Source organism: Pantoea sp. Cy-639 (assembly GCF_011752525.1).
Classification (GTDB): domain Bacteria; phylum Pseudomonadota; class Gammaproteobacteria; order Pseudomonadales; family Pseudomonadaceae; genus Aquipseudomonas.
In genome coordinates, this window is the sequence record NZ_VWXI01000004.1 from 135,670 (window position 1) to 153,969 (window position 18,300).

The 18,300-nt window shown below is 63.0% G+C and carries 16 protein-coding genes; 13 read left to right on the forward strand and 3 right to left on the reverse strand.

Translation table 11 applies throughout. The features are described 5' to 3' along the window. Positions 1-6 precede the first annotated feature (6 nt). The 9 genes from F3J43_RS24285 to F3J43_RS06900 all read left to right on the forward strand — a co-directional run bounded on the left by F3J43_RS24285 (position 7) and on the right by F3J43_RS06900 (position 10,413). Positions 7-1,203: a glycosyltransferase gene (locus tag F3J43_RS24285; protein WP_166884059.1), complete on the forward strand. Its 1,197-nt coding sequence runs from the start codon at positions 7-9 to the stop codon at positions 1,201-1,203. A gap of 14 nt (positions 1,204-1,217) precedes the next feature. Further along, positions 1,218-2,252, forward strand: a complete 1,035-nt coding sequence (locus F3J43_RS06865) for a polysaccharide biosynthesis protein (protein WP_166884060.1) — start codon at positions 1,218-1,220, stop codon at positions 2,250-2,252. Positions 2,253-2,256: 4 nt separating this feature from the next. After that, positions 2,257-3,372 (forward strand): UDP-2-acetamido-2,6-beta-L-arabino-hexul-4-ose reductase, encoded by a 1,116-nt coding sequence (wbjC, locus tag F3J43_RS06870; RefSeq protein ID WP_166884061.1) that lies wholly within the window; start codon positions 2,257-2,259, stop codon positions 3,370-3,372. A gap of 22 nt (positions 3,373-3,394) precedes the next feature. Continuing rightward, a complete protein-coding gene (gene wecB, locus F3J43_RS06875) occupies positions 3,395-4,525 on the forward strand; it encodes a non-hydrolyzing UDP-N-acetylglucosamine 2-epimerase (RefSeq protein WP_166884062.1) in 1,131 nt (376 codons plus the stop codon). Between the two features lie 4 nt (positions 4,526-4,529). After that, positions 4,530-5,789, forward strand: a complete 1,260-nt coding sequence (locus tag F3J43_RS06880; protein WP_205297690.1) for a glycosyltransferase family 4 protein — start codon at positions 4,530-4,532, stop codon at positions 5,787-5,789. Continuing rightward, positions 5,789-6,754, forward strand: a complete 966-nt coding sequence (locus tag F3J43_RS06885) for a UDP-glucose 4-epimerase family protein (RefSeq protein WP_166884063.1) — start codon at positions 5,789-5,791, stop codon at positions 6,752-6,754. Before F3J43_RS06880 ends, F3J43_RS06885 begins: the two co-directional genes overlap by 1 nt. Continuing rightward, positions 6,751-7,761, forward strand: a complete 1,011-nt coding sequence (locus F3J43_RS06890) for an MraY family glycosyltransferase (RefSeq protein WP_166884064.1) — start codon at positions 6,751-6,753, stop codon at positions 7,759-7,761. The genes F3J43_RS06885 and F3J43_RS06890 overlap by 4 nt, the downstream gene beginning before the upstream one ends. Before the next feature lie 95 nt (positions 7,762-7,856). After that, positions 7,857-9,842: a polysaccharide biosynthesis protein gene (locus F3J43_RS06895; protein WP_205297691.1), complete on the forward strand. Its 1,986-nt coding sequence runs from the start codon at positions 7,857-7,859 to the stop codon at positions 9,840-9,842. A 238-nt stretch (positions 9,843-10,080) separates the two neighbouring features. Beyond that, positions 10,081-10,413, forward strand: coding sequence for a ComEA family DNA-binding protein (locus F3J43_RS06900; RefSeq protein ID WP_166884066.1), 333 nt, complete (start codon positions 10,081-10,083; stop codon positions 10,411-10,413). A gap of 55 nt (positions 10,414-10,468) precedes the next feature. Here F3J43_RS06900 and F3J43_RS06905 read toward each other — a convergent pair whose 3' ends face one another. Continuing rightward, positions 10,469-10,636 carry a DUF2897 family protein gene (locus F3J43_RS06905; protein ID WP_166884067.1) on the reverse strand — a complete coding sequence of 56 codons (168 nt, stop codon included), beginning with the start codon at positions 10,634-10,636 and terminating at the stop codon, positions 10,469-10,471. A 179-nt stretch (positions 10,637-10,815) separates the two neighbouring features. On the opposite strand from F3J43_RS06905, the gene pyrF reads away from it, so the two are divergent. Then, on the forward strand, positions 10,816-11,517 hold the full coding sequence (gene pyrF, locus F3J43_RS06910) for an orotidine-5'-phosphate decarboxylase (RefSeq protein ID WP_166884068.1): 702 nt from the start codon (positions 10,816-10,818) through the stop codon (positions 11,515-11,517). Positions 11,518-11,595: 78 nt separating this feature from the next. Here pyrF and F3J43_RS06915 read toward each other — a convergent pair whose 3' ends face one another. Beyond that, the gene (locus tag F3J43_RS06915) at positions 11,596-12,597 is read right to left on the reverse strand and encodes an NADP-dependent oxidoreductase (protein ID WP_166884069.1); all 1,002 of its coding nucleotides are present in this window, start codon (positions 12,595-12,597) and stop codon (positions 11,596-11,598) included. A 175-nt stretch (positions 12,598-12,772) separates the two neighbouring features. Between F3J43_RS06915 and F3J43_RS06920 the strand changes: the two genes are divergently transcribed. Continuing rightward, a complete protein-coding gene (locus F3J43_RS06920) occupies positions 12,773-13,534 on the forward strand; it encodes an SDR family oxidoreductase (protein WP_166884070.1) in 762 nt (253 codons plus the stop codon). A gap of 32 nt (positions 13,535-13,566) precedes the next feature. Here F3J43_RS06920 and F3J43_RS06925 read toward each other — a convergent pair whose 3' ends face one another. Beyond that, entirely contained in the window at positions 13,567-14,724 is a 1,158-nt protein-coding gene (locus F3J43_RS06925) for an MFS transporter (RefSeq protein ID WP_166884071.1), read from the reverse strand. Positions 14,725-14,843: 119 nt separating this feature from the next. Here F3J43_RS06925 and F3J43_RS06930 point away from each other — a divergent pair, with 119 nt between their 5' ends. Continuing rightward, entirely contained in the window at positions 14,844-16,241 is a 1,398-nt protein-coding gene (locus F3J43_RS06930) for an aminotransferase-like domain-containing protein (protein WP_166884072.1), read from the forward strand. A 117-nt stretch (positions 16,242-16,358) separates the two neighbouring features. After that, on the forward strand, positions 16,359-18,293 hold the full coding sequence (locus tag F3J43_RS06935; protein WP_166884073.1) for a methyl-accepting chemotaxis protein: 1,935 nt from the start codon (positions 16,359-16,361) through the stop codon (positions 18,291-18,293). Positions 18,294-18,300 lie beyond the last annotated feature (7 nt).

Here is an 18,300-nt window from a genome sequence, read left to right on the forward strand (position 1 = left end):
TTGACAGTGAATGTGTTTTTTCTGGGTGGTGTATTCGGTGAGCGCGACAAGGATGTCGTGCTGCGCCATTCTCGTGGCGTGGTGCAGATGGCTGCAGACACCTTGCAGAAGAATTACCTGCGAGGCTTTTCCGAGGCGCAGGTAGTGAAGCGGCTCACGGTGGTGAACCTGCCGTTCATCGGCGCCTACCCTCAGCGCTATGACAAGATGTTCTTCGAGCCGGCTGTCGAGGTGGAGACATTGGGGCGGGCCGAGGTTCGCACCCAGGGGTTCTTCAATCTTTCCCTGGTCAAGAACCTGCATCGCGCCTATCTGGCGGGCAAGGTGCTGTTGCAGCAACTGCGTGCGGTGCCGCAGGGCGATAACTATGTGGTCTGCTACTCCATGCACTTGCCATTCTTGTTGGCCTGTCAGGTAGTGAAGTGGCTGCGTCCAAGTACCCATTTGTGCATTATCGTGCCGGATCTGCCGGAATACATGGCGGTACGTACCGGTATCGTGAAGTTGCTGTTCCAGGCCATGGCGAAAGTTTCCTATGCCATTGTCGGTCGTGCCGACAGTGTTGTGGCGATTACCCAGCCCATGCTTGACAAGTTCGAGACTCCGGTAAAGGTCGTTATCGAAGGTATTGTCGATCCGCTGCACTCTGCAGAGACAGTCGGCGAGCAAGCCAAGCCTTATTTTCTCTATGGCGGCACCTTGGACAGGCGTTATGGTATCCGCAATCTGGTGGATTCTTACTTGCAGTCCGGGATTACTTCTCATGCCTTGTATATTTGCGGGGCTGGCGATGATCAAGCCTATGTAGAGCGCGCCGCTGCAGGTTGTGAAGGTATTAAATACCTGGGGCAGGTGTCGCGCGCCGAAGTATTGAAACTGCAGCGCGAGGCAAGCTTGCTGGTCAATCCGCGTGGTAATGACTCGATTTATACTAAGTATTCGTTTCCGTCAAAGGTCATTGAGTACATGTCCTCCGGCGTACCGATATTAATGTACAGGCTTGACGGTATTCCTGAGCAATATTATGATTTTTGCTATTTGGCCTCGCCCGCCGCAGGCGGCATGGGCCAGGCTCTGCTCACGATCGTCGGGCTGGACCCCGCCGAGCTGCGCCAGATGGGGCAGCGTGCCAAGGACTTCGTTACCGAGCATAAAATGCCCGCAATGCAGGTCGAAAAGTTGTTGAATGCTATCAAGCGTTAAAGGGAAATAAACAAATGTTCAATGGTAAGAAACTTCTCATTACGGGCGGCACTGGTTCCTTTGGTAATGCGGTGCTGAAGCGCTTCCTGGATACCGATATCGCCGAGATCCGCATTTTCAGCCGTGATGAAAAAAAGCAAGACGACATGCGCAAGCGGTATGCGAACCCGAAGCTGAAGTTCTATATCGGTGACGTTCGCGACTACCAGAGCATCCTCAACGCCTCCCGTGGCGTCGACTACATCTTCCACGCCGCCGCCCTCAAGCAGGTGCCTTCCTGCGAGTTCCACCCGCTGGAAGCAGTCAAGACCAACGTGCTGGGCACCGAGAACGTACTCGAAGCGGCGATCCAGAACGAAGTGAAGCGCATCGTTTGCCTGAGCACCGACAAGGCCGTTTACCCGATCAACGCCATGGGTATCTCCAAGGCGATGATGGAAAAGGTCATGGTCGCCAAGTCGCGCAACGTCGACGACGAGAAGACCGTCATCTGCGGTACCCGTTATGGCAACGTCATGGCTTCCCGTGGTTCGGTGATCCCGCTGTTCATCGATCAGATTCGCGCCGGCAAGGCCCTGACCCTGACCGACCCGAGCATGACCCGTTTCATGATGACCCTGGCCGATGCTGTCGACCTGGTGCTGTACGCCTTCGAGCATGGCAACAACGGTGACCTGTTCGTGCAGAAAGCCCCGGCCGCGACCGTCGAAACCCTGGCCAAGGCCCTGACCGCGCTGGTCGGCAAGCCTGAGCATCCGATCCAGGTGATCGGTACCCGCCATGGCGAGAAACTCTACGAGGCCCTGCTGAGCCGCGAAGAGATTGCCTGCGCCGAGGACATGGGCGACTACTTCCGTGTACCGCCAGACCTGCGCGACCTGAACTACGCCAAGTTCGTCGAGGAAGGCGAGACCAAGATCTCCCGTACCGAGGACTACAACTCGCACAACACCGAGCGCCTGGACGTGGAAGGCATGCAGAAGCTGCTGCTCAAGCTCGACTTCATGCGCGCTATCCAGCGCGGCGAGCACGCCACGCCCGAGGAGTGATCTGATGAAAGTTCTGATTACCGGCGCCAATGGCTTCGTCGGTCAAAACCTCATCGCCCACCTGAGTGAGCGCAGCGACGTCGAAGTGCTGCGCTTCACCCGTCAGGATGCTCTTGAGGACCTGCCACGCCTGGTTGCCGAAGTCGACTTCGTGTTCCACCTGGCGGGTGTCAATCGTCCGCAGAATCCCGCGGAGTTCGAGGTCGGCAATGCCGACCTCACCCGCGTCTTGTGCGACGCCATCGTCGCTTCGGGGCGCAAGACGCCGGTCATCTACACCTCGTCGACCCAGGCCGAGGCGGACAACCCGTACGGCATCAGCAAGCGCCACGCCGAGGAGGCGCTGCTGGCGCTGAAGGCACAGGGCGTACCGGTTCACGTCCTGCGCTTGCCGAACGTTTTCGGCAAGTGGGCACGTCCGAACTACAACTCGGCCGTGGCGACTTTCTGCCACAACATCGTCCGCGACCTGCCGATCACCATCAACGATCCGAGCGCCCGCCTGAACCTCGTCTACATCGACGATGTGGTGCGGCACTTTATCGAGGTGATGGACGGCAAGCTGCAGGGTGAGGCCGCCGATGCGGTCGAGCCGGTCTACAGCACCACCGTCGGGGAGATGGCCGGGTACCTCGAGGCCTTCCGCGACAGCCGTGCCTCGATGATCACCGAGCCGGTCGGTACCGGGTTGGTCCGCGCGCTGTACTCGACCTACCTGAGCTACGTGCCTCCGGAGCGCTTCACCTATGAAGTGCCCAAGCACGGCGACCCGCGTGGCGTGTTCGTGGAGATGCTCAAGACCAAGGATTCCGGCCAGTTCTCCTATTTCACCGCACATCCTGGCATTACCCGTGGCGGTCATTACCACCACTCGAAGACCGAGAAGTTCCTGGTGATCAAGGGCGAAGCCCGTTTCTGCTTCCGCCACATCACCTCTGGCGAGTTCTACGAGCTGCGTACCACCGGGGACAAGCCTGAGATCGTCGAGACCGTGCCGGGTTGGACCCACGACATCACCAACGTCGGCCAGGACGAGATGATCGTCATGCTCTGGGCCAATGAAATCTTCGATCGCGAACGTCCGGATACTTACGCCCGCCCCGTCGGCACCGAAGCTTGACTCGCCGCTTCAGGAATCTGCAATGAAAAAAATGAAAGTCGTCACCGTGGTGGGTACTCGCCCGGAAATCATCCGTCTGTCGCGGGTCATGGCCGCGCTCGACGTGCACTGCGAGCATGTGCTGGTGCACACCGGGCAGAACTATGACTATGAGCTGAACGAGATCTTCTTCCAGGACCTCGGTATCCGCAAGCCTGACCACTTCCTGAACGCCGCCGGCGCCACCGGTGCCGAGACCATCGGCAACGTGATCATCGCCGTCGACCGTGTCCTCGCAGAAGTGCAGCCCGAAGCGGTACTGGTACTGGGCGATACCAACAGCTGCATGGCGGTATTGCCGGCCAAGCGCCGCAAGATCCCGACCTTCCACATGGAAGCGGGCAACCGTTGCTTCGACATGCGTGTGCCTGAGGAAATCAACCGCCGTATCGTCGATCACACTGCGGATGTGAACCTCACCTACAGCACCATCGCCCGCGACTATCTGCTGCAGGAAGGCCTGCCGGCGGACCGTGTCATCAAGACCGGCAGCCCGATGTTCGAGGTCCTCAATCACTACCGCCCGGGTATTGACCAATCCGATGTCCTGACACGCCTGGGCCTCGAGCCTGGCAAGTTCTTCGTGGTCAGTGCGCACCGTGAAGAGAACATCGACTCGGACAAGAACTTCCTCAAACTGGTGGATGTGCTCAACACCGTTGCCGAACAGTTCGATCTGCCGGTGATCGTGTCCACCCACCCACGCACCCAGAAGCGCGTGGATGCCATGGGCGTCACCTTCCACCCCAACGTGCGCCTACTCAAGCCGCTCGGCTTCAAGGATTACAACAAGCTGCAGCTCGAAGCCAAGACGGTGCTGTCCGACAGCGGCACGATCAACGAGGAAGCGTCGATCCTGAACTTCCCAGCCCTGAACATCCGCGAAGCCCACGAGCGTCCGGAGGGGATGGAGGAAGCTGCAGCGATGATGGTTGGCCTGGAGGTCGATCGTGTGCTGCAGGGCTTGGCGATTCTCGAGAGCCAGGCCCGTGGCGACGAGCGCAGCCTGCGCCTGGTGGCCGACTACAGCATGCCGAACGTATCGGACAAGGTGGTGCGGATCGTCCATAGCTACACGGACTACGTGAACCGCACTGTCTGGAAAAGATACTGACTTCGTGGAGCACCTGACAGAGAAGCCGCTGAAGGTACTGGTAGTCACTCAATACTTCTGGCCCGAAAACATGCGGATCAATGACCTGGTCCGCGATTTCGTCGACAGGGGGCATGAGGTCACCGTGCTGACCGGTATCCCGAACTACCCCGAGGGTGAGGTGTTCGCGGACTACCAGCGTGACCCGCAACGGTTCGCCACTTACCACGGGGCCCAGGTCGTGCGCGTGCCCATGCGCGTGCGCGGCAAGGGCAGCCTGCGACTGGTGCTGAACTACGCCTCGTTCTTCCTCAGCGCGTCGACCATCGGCGCGTTCAGGTTGCGCGGCCGGCCTGCCGATGCGCTGTTCGTCTACGCCGTTTCGCCGATCATGGCGGCCATCCCGGCGATCGTGATCGGGTGGCTGAAGCGTGCTCCGGTGTTTGTCTGGGTGCTGGACCTGTGGCCGGAAACCCTGCGCGCGGTAGGTGTGATCAAGCACCCGCGGGTGCTCGGTCTGGTGGGGCGGATGGTGTCGTGGATCTACAACCGCACCGACTACCTGCTGCTGCAGTCCCATGGCTTTTTCGAGAACGTCCGACGCTACTGCACGCGGCCGACCAGCGAAGATCGCCTGGTCTACTTCCCCAGCTGGGCCGAGGATGATTTCTCGGCGGCCAGCGCGCCCTGCACGCTGATCGAGGCGGATGCCACGCAGTTCACCGTGGTCTTTGCCGGCAACCTGGGCGAGGCGCAGGACTTTCCCGCGATCCTCGAGGCTGCCGAGCAGTTGCGCGGCAGTGTCGCCGTGCGCTGGGTGATCGTCGGTGATGGCCGGATGAGCGAGTGGCTGGCCGAACAGGTGCGCGTACGCGGGCTGGACAATGTCCATCTGCTTGGGCGGCATCCGCTGGAGGCCATGCCGGGGCTGTTCGCACTGGCCGATGCGTTGCTCGTGTCGCTCAGGACCAATGACGTGTTCGAGAAGACCATTCCCGGCAAGGTGCAGGCGTACCTGGCGTCGGGTCGTCCTCTGCTGGGCATGATCAATGGCGAGGCCGCCCGGGTCATCGACGAGTCGGGGGCGGGCCTGAGCTGCAATTCCAGTGACGCGCAGGGCCTGGCGGGCATCGTAAGGCAGATGGTCGAGCGCTCGCCGGCGCAGCGCCAGGAAATGGGCGAGGCCGGGCGTCGTTACTACCTCGAACACTATTCGAAGTCCCGTTTGATGGACCAATTGGAGTCGCTGTTTCGCAAGGCGACCCGACGCAAGGGAATCCAATGATGTCGCATAGAGTGTTGTTGACCGGTTCTACCGGGTTCGTCGGCAAGGCGGTGCTGCAGCGCCTGCTGGAGCGAGGCGACAGCGTGGTGGCGGCGCTGCGCCAGAGCTCGGCGCCGGTGGACGGCAAGGCCGAAGTGTTCCGCTTCGCCGAGCTGGATGAGGCGTGCGACTGGCAGGCCGGCGTGGCGGGCGTGGGCACGGTGATTCACTCCGCGGCTCGGGTACACGTGATGAACGACACCGAGGCCGACCCGCTGGCGGCGTTTCGCCGGGTCAACGTGGCTGGCACGCTGAATCTTGCACGTCAGGCTGCAGCGGCCGGGGTTCGGCGGTTCATCTTCATCAGTTCGATCAAGGTCAATGGCGAGGGCACCCCGAAGGGCCAGCCTTATACCGCCGATGATCGCCCGGCGCCGGCCGACCCTTATGGGGTCTCCAAGCGCGAGGCCGAGGATGGCCTGCGCGAGATCGCCAGGCAAACCGGCATGGACGTGGTCATCATCCGTCCGGTGCTGGTCTATGGCCCGGGGGTCAAGGCCAACTTCCTGGCCATGATGCGCTGGCTGGACAAAGGCGTGCCGTTGCCGTTCGGTGCCATCGACAACCGTCGCAGCCTGGTCGCCCTGGACAACCTGGCAGACCTGGTGGTGACCTGCGTGGATCACCCGAACGCCGCGAACCAGACTTTCCTGGTCAGCGATGGCGAGGACCTTTCGACCACCGGACTGCTGCGGCGCATGGCCCAGGCCCTGGGGCGTCCGGCACGGCTGTTGCCGGTACCGGGCAGCCTGCTGGCGCTGGCGGCCAACGCCCTGGGGCGGCGTGCGCTGTCCCAGCGTCTATGTGGCTCGTTGCAGGTGGATATTCAGAAAACCCGATCGTTGCTCGATTGGACGCCGCCGCTGAGTGTCGATGCGGCATTGTCCCTGACGGCACGCGATTATCAGGAAAAGACAGGAAAATGACTCAAGGGTGGCTGATTCCACTGGTCGTGTTGCTATCCTTCGGCTTGACGGCGTTGCTGCGTCGGTATGCCCTGGCGCGAAGCATCATGGACATTCCCAATGCACGTAGTTCCCATGCCGTGCCGACTCCTCGTGGCGGTGGCGTGGCGATCGTCCTGGCGTTCCTGCTGTCTCTGGCCGCGCTGGGCGCCTTGCAGGTGGCAAGCTTCGACACGTTGGTCGCGCTGGGCGGGGCAGGTGGCCTGATCGCGCTGATCGGTTTCATGGATGACCATGGGCACATCGCCGCGCGCTGGCGCTTGTTGGGGCATTTCGCCGCGGCCGGCTGGGCGCTGTTCTGGCTGGGCGGGCTGCCGCCACTGGACGTTTTCGGCATCCGCCTCGAGATGGGCTGGGTCGGCACGGTGCTGGCTGCGTTCTACCTGGTGTGGTTGCTCAACCTGTACAACTTCATGGATGGCATCGACGGCATCGCCAGCATCGAAGCTATCTGCGCCTGTCTCGGGGCTTGCCTGCTGTACTGGGTAAGCGGTCACGAGCAACTGGCCGTGCTGCCGCTGTTGCTGGCGGCGGCCGTCTGCGGCTTCCTTTATTGGAACTTCCCACCGGCGCGGATCTTCATGGGCGATGCTGGCAGCGGTTTTCTCGGGATCGCGCTGGGTGTCCTGTCGCTGCAGGCAGCGTGGGTGTCTTCGCAGCTGTTCTGGGGCTGGCTGATCCTGCTGGGGGTGTTCATCGTCGATGCGACCTTCACTCTGGGCCGTCGGCTGGCGCGTGGTGACAAGGTCTACGAGGCGCACCGCAGCCATGCCTACCAGTTCGCGTCGCGCCAGTACGGCAAGCACCTGCCGGTGACCCTGGCGGTTGCGGCGCTGAACCTGTTCTGGTTGTTGCCGTTGGCCTTGTGCGTCATGCTGCTGAAGCTGGACGGCCTGCTGGCGGTGATCATCGCCTACGCGCCGCTGGTGCTGCTGGCCGTACGCTACCGCGCCGGCGCGCTGGAATAGTTGTTGATTATCGCTGTCTGGCAGGTCCTGCGACCCGTTCAGGGTGCAGTTTCATTTTTGGAGCGGTAAAGGTGTTCGAAGGGCTTATGGATAGAATGCGATCATTTCTGCTGGGGTTGCCGCGTCGGCAAAAGCGTCTTCTGCAAGTGGCCACCGATGTGCTGCTGGTATGGGGCGCCTTGTGGCTGGCTTTCGTCGTGCGTCTGGGAATCGACGAACTGGCAGACCCTCTGCGAGAGCATTTCTGGCTGTTCCTGGCGGCCCCGATCGTGGCGGTACCGTTGTTCATCCGTTTTGGCATGTACCGGGCGGTCATGCGCTACTTCGGCAATGACGCCCTGATCGCCATCATCAAGGCAGTCAGCCTGTCGTCACTGATCCTCGGTGTCCTGGTCTACTGGTACAGCAACCACCAGAACGTCGTGCCTCGCTCGATCATCTTCAACTACTGGTGGTTGAGCCTGGTCATGGTCGGCGGCCTGCGCCTTGCGATGCGCCAGTATTTCCTTGGCGACTGGTTCGCGGCGGCCCAGCACATGCCGTTCACCAACCGCGACAATGGGCTGCCGAAGGTCGCCATCTATGGTGCGGGCTCGGCCGGAAACCAGCTGGTGGCGGCCTTGCGCCTGGGCAAGGTGATGCGTCCGGTTGCTTTCATCGATGACGACGACAGCATCGCCAACCGGGTGATCTCGGGCCTGCAGGTGTACAAGCCCAAGCACTTGCAGCAGATGATCGACCACACCGGCGCCGAGGAAGTGCTGCTGGCGATTCCTTCGGTGAGCCGTGGCCGTCGCCGGGAAATCCTTGGCTTCCTCGAAGGCTTCCCGCTGCATGTGCGCAGTGTCCCCGGCTTCATGGACCTGGCCAGCGGGCGAGTCAAGGTCGATGACATCCAGGAAGTCGATATCGCCGACTTGCTGGGCCGTGATGCGGTGCCGGCCCAGGAAGGCCTGCTGCAGCGTTGCAACACCGACCTGGTGGTCATGGTCACTGGTGCCGGCGGCTCGATCGGCTCAGAGCTGTGCCGCCAGATCCTGTCGCTCGGCCCGCGTACCTTGCTGCTGTTCGAGCACAGCGAGTTCAACCTCTACAGCATCCTGTCCGAGCTGGAACAGCGCGTGGTGCGTGAGTCCCTGCCGACCCGGGTGTTGCCGATTCTCGGCTCGGTACGCAATCAGTCGCAGCTCGTGGACATCATGCGCACCTGGCGTGTGGACACCGTCTACCACGCCGCGGCGTACAAGCACGTACCAATGGTCGAGCACAACATTGCCGAGGGTGTGCTGAATAATGTCATGGGCACGCTGTACACCGCCCAGGCCGCTCTTCAGGCAGGTGTCGCCAACTTCGTGTTGATCTCCACGGACAAAGCCGTACGCCCGACCAATGTCATGGGCAGCACCAAGCGCCTGGCAGAAATGACGCTGCAGGCATTGAGCTGCGAAATGGCGCCAGTGCTGTTCGGTGAGAGTGGCAATGTTTCGCAGGTCAACAAGACACGCTTCACCATGGTGCGCTTCGGCAATGTACTGGGGTCGTCCGGCTCGGTCATCCCGTTGTTCCACAAGCAGATCAAGGCCGGTGGCCCGCTGACGGTCACGCACCCGAAGATCACGCGCTACTTCATGACCATTCCGGAGGCTGCCCAGTTGGTCATCCAGGCCGGCTCGATGGGGCAGGGGGGAGATGTCTTCGTGCTCGACATGGGGGAGCCCGTGCGAATCGTCGAACTGGCGGAGAAGATGATCCATCTCTCCGGGTTGAGCATCCGTTCGGAGCGTAACCCCCATGGCGACATTTCGATCGAGTTCAGCGGGCTGCGTCCAGGCGAGAAGCTCTATGAGGAGTTACTGATCGGTGACAATGTCGCCGCGACTCAGCATCCCATGATCATGCGCGCCAACGAGGACTATCTGTCCTGGGACGTGTTGAAGGGGCTGCTCAATGAGCTGATGGCGGCGCTGGCGATCGATGATTATGCGCGGGTCCGCCAGTTGCTCCGGGAAATGGTGAGTGGCTATGCCCCGGATGGCGAGATTGTCGACTGGATCTACCAGCAGCGTCGATTCGATCCTTGATGGGCGAATGCGGCCTGATGGTTTTTCCTGGAGCCCATGCACCTTGCATGGGCTCCTTTTTTATATGGGGAATTCCCTTTCGTTTGCCAGATAAAACTTAGGAGGTTAGAGGGGCAATCCTGAGAGCGCAGGCGGTTTAATTTGGTAATCATTGCCGCGTATCCAGGCAGACATCCAGGGGTTAGGTTGGAGCGGCAACCAAGGAAAAGTTGCCCAACTTACTTCAAGGAGTCGTTATATGCGCAATATCGTGTTTTCCTACTTGCTATTGCCGCTTTTCGCTGGTCTCTCCCTCACGGCCAATGCCGCTTCGATCCCCCAGGCGGCCAATGCGCCACTCACCGCGCAGCAGGCTGGCGCCAGCGAAGGCAGCCCGAAGATCGACCTCAACAGTGCCGATGCCCAGACATTGCAGAAGCATCTGGAGGGTATCGGCAAGGCGAAGGCCGAGGCAATCGTGGCTCATCGCGAGGCGAGCGGGCCTTTTGCATCGGTTGATGAATTGCTGGAGGTCAAAGGTATCGGCAGTACCTTGCTGGAGCGTAATCGCGACAAGGTGAGGGTGGAATAGCCCTCCGGGTCGATGACCGGTTGGCCTTCTGCCAGCCGGCCATCGCTTCAGGCTTTCAGCGATCCTGGCGCTCCTTGGCATCCATTTCGGCATTGCGCTCATGGACTTTTCTCAACTGTTCCTCGGTCAGCGGCAGCTTCTTGGCCGTGTCCCGAAGCAGCATCAGGCCCCCGATGATCGAGCCGAGGGCTATGATCAATATCAACCAGGCATACCAAGGCATTGTGTTCTCCTGTGTCTTGGGGCTTGAGTTTCGGCTGTACAGGTTCGAACCTGACCGGAACGCGATAGTTCAATTATAGAAGCGCCCGCCGGGCTGGCCAATTCTCCACGTCCGTGGCCCCAAAACGCACCACTTCGTTTACAATGCGCGCCGTTTTCGACTTGCCAAGAGACCTGACCATGTCCGCCTGCCAGACGCCCCTGATCGTTGCCCTCGACTTCCCTACCCGCGAGGCCGCTCTGAAGCTGGCTGACCAGCTCGATCCAGCCCTGTGCCGGGTAAAGGTCGGCAAGGAGCTGTTCACCAGCAGCGCCTCCGGGATCGTCGAAACGCTGTGTGACAAGGGCTTCGAAGTGTTCCTCGACCTCAAGTTCCACGATATTCCCAACACCACCGCCATGGCCGTAAAGGCTGCGGCAGAGATGGGCGTGTGGATGGTCAACGTGCACTGCTCCGGTGGTTTGCGCATGATGTCGGCTTGCCGTGAAGAGCTGGCCAAGCGCAGCGGCCCGCAGCCGTTGCTGATCGGCGTGACCGTGCTGACCAGTATGGAGCGCGAGGACCTGGCAGGTATCGGTCTGGATGTCGACCCGCAGGAGCAGGTATTGCGCCTGGCGGCATTGGCGCAGAAGGCCGGTATGGACGGCCTGGTGTGCTCGGCTCTGGAGGCTCCGGCGCTGAAGGCGGCGCATCCGTCGCTGCAGTTGGTAACCCCGGGTATCCGCCCGGCCGGCAGTGCCCAGGATGACCAGCGCCGCATCCTGACCCCGCGCCAGGCCCTGGACGCGGGTTCCGATTACCTGGTGATCGGGCGTCCAATCAGCCAGGCGGCAGATCCGGCCAAGGCACTGGCGGCAGTGGTCGCCGAAATTCGCGGCTGATCCCAGACAGTGGGAGCGGGCTTGTTCCGCGATGGCGATTGCCTGAGCTGACGCCATCGCGGGGCAAGCCTGCTGATCTCAGACCTTCAATACCAACTTGCCGAAATTCTCCCCGTTGAACAGCTTGAGCAGGGTTTCGGGGAAGGTTTCCAGCCCCTCGACCACATCCTCCTTGCTCTTCACCTTGCCGCTGGCCAACCAGCCGGCCATCTCCTGCGCGGCCTTGCCGTACTCCTTGACGTAGTCCATGACCACGAAGCCCTCCATGCGTGCGCGGTTCACCAGCAGCGACAGATAGTTGGCCGGGCCCTTGACCGCCTCCTTGTTGTTGTACTGGCTGATGGCGCCGCAGATCACCACCCTGGCCTTGAAGTTCAGCCGCGAGAGCACGGCGTCGAGGATGTCGCCGCCGACGTTGTCGAAGTACACGTCCACCCCTTTGGGGCATTCGCGCTTGAGGCCGGCCAGCACGTCCTCGGCCTTGTAGTCGATCACGCCATCGAAGCCCAGCTCGTCGATCAAGTACCGGCACTTCTGCGCGCCGCCGGCGATACCGACCACGCGGCAACCTTTGAGCTTGGCGATCTGCCCGGCGATGCTGCCGACGGCGCCGGCCGCGCCGGAGATCACCACGGTTTCCCCGGCCTGCGGTTGGCCGATGTCGAGCAGGGCGAAGTAGGCGGTCATGCCAGTCATGCCCAGGGCTGACAGGTAGCGGGGCAGGGGGGCGAGGCGGGGATCGATCTTGTGCAGGCCCTGGGGCTCGCCGGTGAAGTAGTCCTGCACGCCGAGGGCGCCGCTGACATGGTCACCGGGCTTGTAGTCGGGGTGCTGGGAACTGACCACTTCGCCGACGCCGAGGGCTCGCATCACCTGGCCCAGGCCGACGGGCGGAATGTAGGACTTGCCTTCGTTCATCCAGCCGCGCATGGCCGGATCCAGCGACAGGTAGAGGTTTCTCACCAGCACCTGGCCGGCGCCGGGCTCGTCGGCGGCTACCTGCTCATAGGTGAAGTCGTCACGGCGCACGGCGCCGACCGGGCGCTTGGTCAGCAGGAAACGGCGGTTGGTGTGGGGCATGGCGAGTTCTCCTGAACGAGGGACGTGGGGGGGATCATCGGCCGGTCGCGGCATGGCGTCACGCAAGATCACCGCGAACGATAGTAGTCCAACCGTGCTCCTGATGATGCTGCCCAGCCCGGTACTGGTCTGACTAGACTCAGCCGCGTCTTTCCAACCTATTCAGGAGCCAGTGATGAGCATGACTTTCGCAGGCCAGGTCGCCCTGGTCACCGGTGGCGCGGCGGGTATCGGGCGGGCAACGGCCCTGGCGTTCGCTGCCGAGGGTCTCAAGGTGGTGGTGGCCGACCGCGACGCGGCGGGCGGCGAGGCCACGGCGACGCTGATCCGCCAGGCAGGCGGCGAGGCACTGTGCGTGGCTTGCGACGTGACCCAGGAGCGCGACGTGCGCCAGTTGCACGAGCAGGTCATCGCCGCTTATGGACGACTGGACTATGCCTTCAACAACGCCGGCATCGAGATCGAGCAGGGCCGCCTGGCCGAGGGCAGCGAGGCACAGTTCGATGCGATCATGAGTGTCAACGTCAAGGGCGTGTGGCTGTGCATGAAACACCAGATACCGCTGCTGCTGGCCCAGGGCGGTGGGGTGATCGTCAACACGGCTTCGGTGGCCGGGCTGTCGGCTGCACCGAAGATGAGCATCTATGCCGCTTCCAAGCACGCTGTGATCGGCCTGACCAAATCGGCGGCCATCGAGTATGCGAAGAAAGGCATCCGGGTCAACGCGGTATGTCCGGCGGTCATCGATACCGACATGTTCCGCCGCGCCTACGAGGCCGATCCGCGCAAGGCCGAGTTCGCTGCGGCGATGCACCCGGTCGGGCGTATCGGCAAGGTCGAGGAAATCGCCAGCGCCGTGCTGTACTTGTGCAGCGATGGTGCCGCATTCACCACTGGGCACAGCTTGACCGTCGATGGTGGCGCTTTGGCGATCTGAGCACCATCTGGCTTGCGCAATGTCGCTACTCTTCAGCCATGGGCCAGTGCAAGGGCCCTGGATGATTTCCACAACGCCAGGGCCACTGCCGCGCATCCGAGTACCAATACTCCCCCGAACAACACCAAGGCCATTCGCGATCCCAGGTGGTCACTGAGCAGGCCGGTGAAGATCACCGGCAGGCTGAACCCCAGGTAGGCGAGCAGGAAGAACCCGGCACTGGCACGGGTTTTCTCGTTGCCGGCCAGTTGATTCACCGCCGCCAGCCCCCCCAGGTAGATGAAGCCGTAGCAGGCGCTGCTGGCAGCGAACGCGCCCAGCAGCACGCCCGCAAGTTGACCACTGTCGGCGCCCCAGGCCAGCAACGCGTAGCTGCACGGCAGGATCAGCAGCCCCAGCAGAGTGGCGTGGCTGCTGGCCATGCGCCGGGCCATGGGTTGGAACAGCAGCCCGCAACTGATCACGCAGAACGTCGAGAAGCCCGACCAGGCACTGAGCCCATGCTGGCGCAGGATACCTGGCAGCAGGGCGATCACCAGGCCGACACAGGCCCAGGCCAGCAAGATCGCCAGGCCATAAGCCAGGCTGCCGGCGGGGTAGAACGGCAAGCGCAGCATGGCGCTGCGCGCGGCCTTGCGCGGCTCCGGCAGGCGCCAGACCAGGCATAGGGCGATGGCCGCCAGGACCAGTTGCAGGTGGAAGCTGCCGGGGGCCAGTGTCGGGCCACTGAGCAGGAACAGGCTGGTCAGTGCCGCGCCCAGGCCGAAGCCGAGCGATGTGCTGGCGGTCACCCAGTTGGCCGCGCGGCTGCTGTGCTCCGGAGCCATCAGCTCGCCCATGTAGGCGGTCGCCGTGGCCGAGGCCAGCCCGGTGCCCAGGCCGAGGAACAGGCGCGCGATACCCAGCGCTTCAAGGCTTGGCACCAGCAGCATGATCAGGGTGGCGATCATCGACAGGATCAGGGCGGTGAGAATCAGCGGGCGACGACCGACCCGGTCCGCCAGCCCCCCCAGCGCCAACAGCACCGGCAGCACGCCCAGTACATAGCCAGAGAAGGCCACGGCCGTGGCGGCCGCGCCTTGGCCGGAGAGGTCGGCGTAAGTGATGTACAGCGGGGCCTGCAGGTTTACCGCAAGGGTGATCAGGCACAGTGCGAAGGCCAGCAGGGCCGGGGCATGGCGCGTGGGCATGAGAGCTCCGTTGGATCTGTTGAGGTCGTCGCAGCATCGGGCCTGGTGAGCTGTGCCACAAGGTACACTCCGGTCGGATTTATGCTTAACTGTTCGCTCGAAATTACCGAACACTTGCCATGCACCTGACCCTCGACCGTCACCAGCGCACGCCGTTGGCCCAGCAACTGACCGAGCAACTGCGCCACTGGATCGGGCAGCAACGCCTGCGCCCGGGCGCGCGGCTGCCCTCGATACGTGCGATGGCTCGGGAACAGGCGGTGAGCCCGTCATGCGTGATCGAGGCTTATGACCGGTTGGTGGCCGAAGGTTGGCTGGTGGCACGACACGGCGCTGGCTTCTTCGTCGCCGAGCGGCAACCGGGAGCACCTGACAGCGCCGATGTGATCTGGGGAGAACATGCCGCTGGCAACTGGCGACAGTTTCGCGAAGGGCATGATGAATTGCTCAAGCTCGGCTGTGGCTGGTTGCCGGTGGCCTGGCGCGCCGAGGCCGAGCTGGCCCAGGCTGTGCGCCAGGTCAGCCGTGGCGCTCCTGAAGCACTGTTCGACTATTGCCCGCCGCAAGGCCTGGCCAGCCTGCGTCTGCAATTGCACAAGGGCCTGGCCCGCCTGGATATCGCCGCTGCGCCGGAGCGCATCCTCACCACCCAGGGCTCCAGCCATGCCCTCGACCTGCTGGTGCGCACGTTGCTGGCGCCGGGTGACACGGTGCTGGTGGAGCGCCCGGGCTACTACAACCTCTACAACCTGCTGCGTCATCACCAGGTGCGCATGCTCGAGGTGCCGCGCACGCCCACCGGGCCGGATCTCGAGGTGCTGCAGGCGTTGCTCGTGGCGCATCGCCCGCGTTGTCTGTTCGTCAACAGCCTGTACCAGAATCCCACTGGTACCAGCCTCACGCCGAAGGTCGCCTATCGGTTGCTCGAACTGGCCCGCGAGCATGACCTGCGCATCATCGAGGATGATCTGTACGCCGACTTCCAGGAAGGGGCGGCAACACGCCTGGCGACCCTCGACAGTGAACAGCGGGTGATCTACCTGGGCAGCTTATCCAAGACCCTGAGCAGTTCGCTGCGGGTCGGCTATGTGGTGGCGGATGCGCCGCTGATCGCGCGTCTTGCCGAGCTGAAGATGATCAGCAGCATCGGCACTTCACGCTTTGCCGAACAAGTCGTGTTGCAGATGCTGACCACAGGCAGCTATCGCAAGAGCATACAGCGCCTGCGCCTGCGGCTTGGACAGCACATGGCCAAGGCCCTCGGGCAGTTGGAGGCTTGTGGCTGGGAGGTGTTCTGCGAGCCGTCCGGGGGCATGTTCGTCTGGGCCAGGGTGCCCGGGCGCAGCTTCGAAATGCTGGAGCAGTTGGCCCTGGAGCACGCCGTGTTGTTGACACCTGGCAGTGCCTTCGACCCGCAGGGACGGCCAGACGACTGGTTGCGCATCAATGTCGCCTATGGGCAGGATTCCCGTGCCCAGGCGTTCTTCCGGCATGCAGGGCGACCTGTGACGGCCTGAAAGCGACACGATCATGGCTAAATGACACCAACGAGGCTTTCCCCCCTTGTGAGGGGCGTCGCGCCATTGTCACTCTTGCCCTTAGGTGAGATCCGACAACGCGAAGGGGGATTGCTGATGCGCGTGTGGTCTGCTGTTCTGGCCAACCTGGGCATGGCCCGCAAGCTCGGCCTGGGTTTTGCCCTGGTGCTGCTGTTGACACTGGCAGTGGCGGGTATCGGCGTCTATGCCCTGGCGAGTGTGGGGCAGCACTTCGACGAGTTGCGCCAGATGGCCCGGTTCAACACTGACCTGCTGCGCCTGCGCCAGCACGAGCAGGCTTTCGCCCTGCGCTCGGACATCAAGGAGGCCGATGCGTTGCGGGCTGGCCTGCCGGAACTGGAGGCACGTGCTCGCGAGCTGCCCGCGCTGGTTACCGTCATGGATGACCTGGAGGCCTACGGACAGGCCTTCGAGGCCTTCGTCCAGGCGGTGCAAGCCAAGGAACTGGCCTTGGACACGGCCAGCTGGTCGGTGTCCAGCGTGGCCAACAACCTCGATGTGCTGCAAGCCGGTCTGGCCGACGATGGTACCTACACCCTCAAGCAGTCCCAGGGGCAGCACGGCGAGGCATTCATCGAACAGGCCGGGCAGGTGGCGCAGGTCTCGCGGCTGATGCTGCAGGCCATGGATGAGGCTCGGGTGCGCCTGGAACTGGCCCGCAAGGGCGGCGAGGCCCCGCAGGGGCGCATCGCCCAGACCGTGGAGGCGGCCAGCCTGGTCGAACAGCTCAAGACCACGGTCGTCGATCCGGGTTATCAGGGCGTGCTGGGCGAAGTGGCCGGGCATATCGCCAGCTTTGCCGAAAAGCTCAACGAATACACCGATCTGCTGGGTCATGAGCAGGGGCTCAAGGGGCAGTTGCAGGCACGTGCCGAGCAGGCTACCGCCAAGGTCGAGCAAGCCTACGCCAGCCAGGAAGCGGCCATGCAGGCGCAGTTGGAGCGTCATGCCCTGGCCATCGCCGTGACCACGGCGATGGCGTTGCTGGTCGGGCTGCTGGCGTCTTGGTCGATCACCCGGGCCGTGGTCGGACCGCTCAGGCGGGTCATTGCCCGGGCGCGTCGTATCGCTGCGGGGGAGCTGCTGGTCGAGGCGCAGGCGCCACGTGGCGACGAGGTCGGTCAGTTGCTGCTGGCGATGCAGCAGATGGCTGAAGGTCTGTCCGGTATCGTCAGCGGCTTGCAGCGAGGCGTCGAACAATTGGCAGGTAGCGCCCAGGCGTTGTCGACGGTGACCGAGCAGACGCATCGTGAACTCGACACGCAGAAGGACGAGACCGAGCAAGTGGCGACCGCCATGCAGCAGATGACCGCCACCGTCCACGATGTGGCGCGCAATGCCGCACAGGCGGCGCAGGCCGCCCAGGTTGCAGATGACAAGGTCATGGCCGGGCGGCAGGTGGTGCGCCAGAGCCAGCAGCGCATCGAGCAACTGGCGCAGTCCGCCGAGGCGGCGAGCGGCGGTATCGACAGCCTGAGCGCCGAGATCCATACCATTGGCGATGTGCTGGAGGTGATCAAGAGCGTCTCCGAGCAGACCAACCTGCTGGCCCTCAATGCCGCCATCGAGGCGGCGCGGGCCGGTGAACAGGGCAGGGGGTTCGCAGTGGTCGCCGACGAAGTGCGGGCGCTGGCGCGGCGCACCCAGCACTCAACCGGGGAGATCGAGCGCCTGGTCGCCAGCCTGCGGGGCAACGCCGGGCAGTCGGTGGCGCAGATCCGTGGCAGTGCCGAGCTGGTGCGCCTGGCGGTGGCGGATGTGGTACAGACCGAAAACGCATTGGATGGCATTGCGACGGCGGTGTCGTTGATCCAGCAGATGAGCCAGCAGATTGCCGCAGCGGCCGAGCAGCAGGGTTCGGTGGCCGAGGAGATCAGCCGCAGTGTCACGCAGATTCGTGGCAGTGCCGATCAGACGGCCATGGCGATGGAGGGCAACGCCCGCTCGAGCGTCGAGTTGGCGCAGTTGGGCAGCGACCTCAAGGGCATGGTCGGCCACTTCAGGCTGTGATCTGCCC

Coding starts and splice junctions, on each gene's coding strand:
- wecB (WP_166884062.1), top strand. CDS start 3,395: ATGAAAAAAATGAAAGTCGTCACCGTGGTGGGTACTCGCCCGGAAATC.
- wbjC (WP_166884061.1), top strand. CDS start 2,257: ATGAAAGTTCTGATTACCGGCGCCAATGGCTTCGTCGGTCAAAACCTC.
- pyrF (WP_166884068.1), top strand. CDS start 10,816: ATGTCCGCCTGCCAGACGCCCCTGATCGTTGCCCTCGACTTCCCTACC.
- F3J43_RS06930 (WP_166884072.1), top strand. CDS start 14,844: ATGCACCTGACCCTCGACCGTCACCAGCGCACGCCGTTGGCCCAGCAA.
- F3J43_RS06905 (WP_166884067.1), bottom strand. CDS start 10,636: ATGCCTTGGTATGCCTGGTTGATATTGATCATAGCCCTCGGCTCGATC.
- F3J43_RS06890 (WP_166884064.1), top strand. CDS start 6,751: ATGACTCAAGGGTGGCTGATTCCACTGGTCGTGTTGCTATCCTTCGGC.
- F3J43_RS06925 (WP_166884071.1), bottom strand. CDS start 14,724: ATGCCCACGCGCCATGCCCCGGCCCTGCTGGCCTTCGCACTGTGCCTG.
- F3J43_RS06900 (WP_166884066.1), top strand. CDS start 10,081: ATGCGCAATATCGTGTTTTCCTACTTGCTATTGCCGCTTTTCGCTGGT.
- F3J43_RS06920 (WP_166884070.1), top strand. CDS start 12,773: ATGAGCATGACTTTCGCAGGCCAGGTCGCCCTGGTCACCGGTGGCGCG.
- F3J43_RS06935 (WP_166884073.1), top strand. CDS start 16,359: ATGCGCGTGTGGTCTGCTGTTCTGGCCAACCTGGGCATGGCCCGCAAG.
- F3J43_RS06915 (WP_166884069.1), bottom strand. CDS start 12,597: ATGCCCCACACCAACCGCCGTTTCCTGCTGACCAAGCGCCCGGTCGGC.
- F3J43_RS06865 (WP_166884060.1), top strand. CDS start 1,218: ATGTTCAATGGTAAGAAACTTCTCATTACGGGCGGCACTGGTTCCTTT.
- F3J43_RS06895 (WP_205297691.1), top strand. CDS start 7,857: ATGCGATCATTTCTGCTGGGGTTGCCGCGTCGGCAAAAGCGTCTTCTG.
- F3J43_RS06885 (WP_166884063.1), top strand. CDS start 5,789: ATGTCGCATAGAGTGTTGTTGACCGGTTCTACCGGGTTCGTCGGCAAG.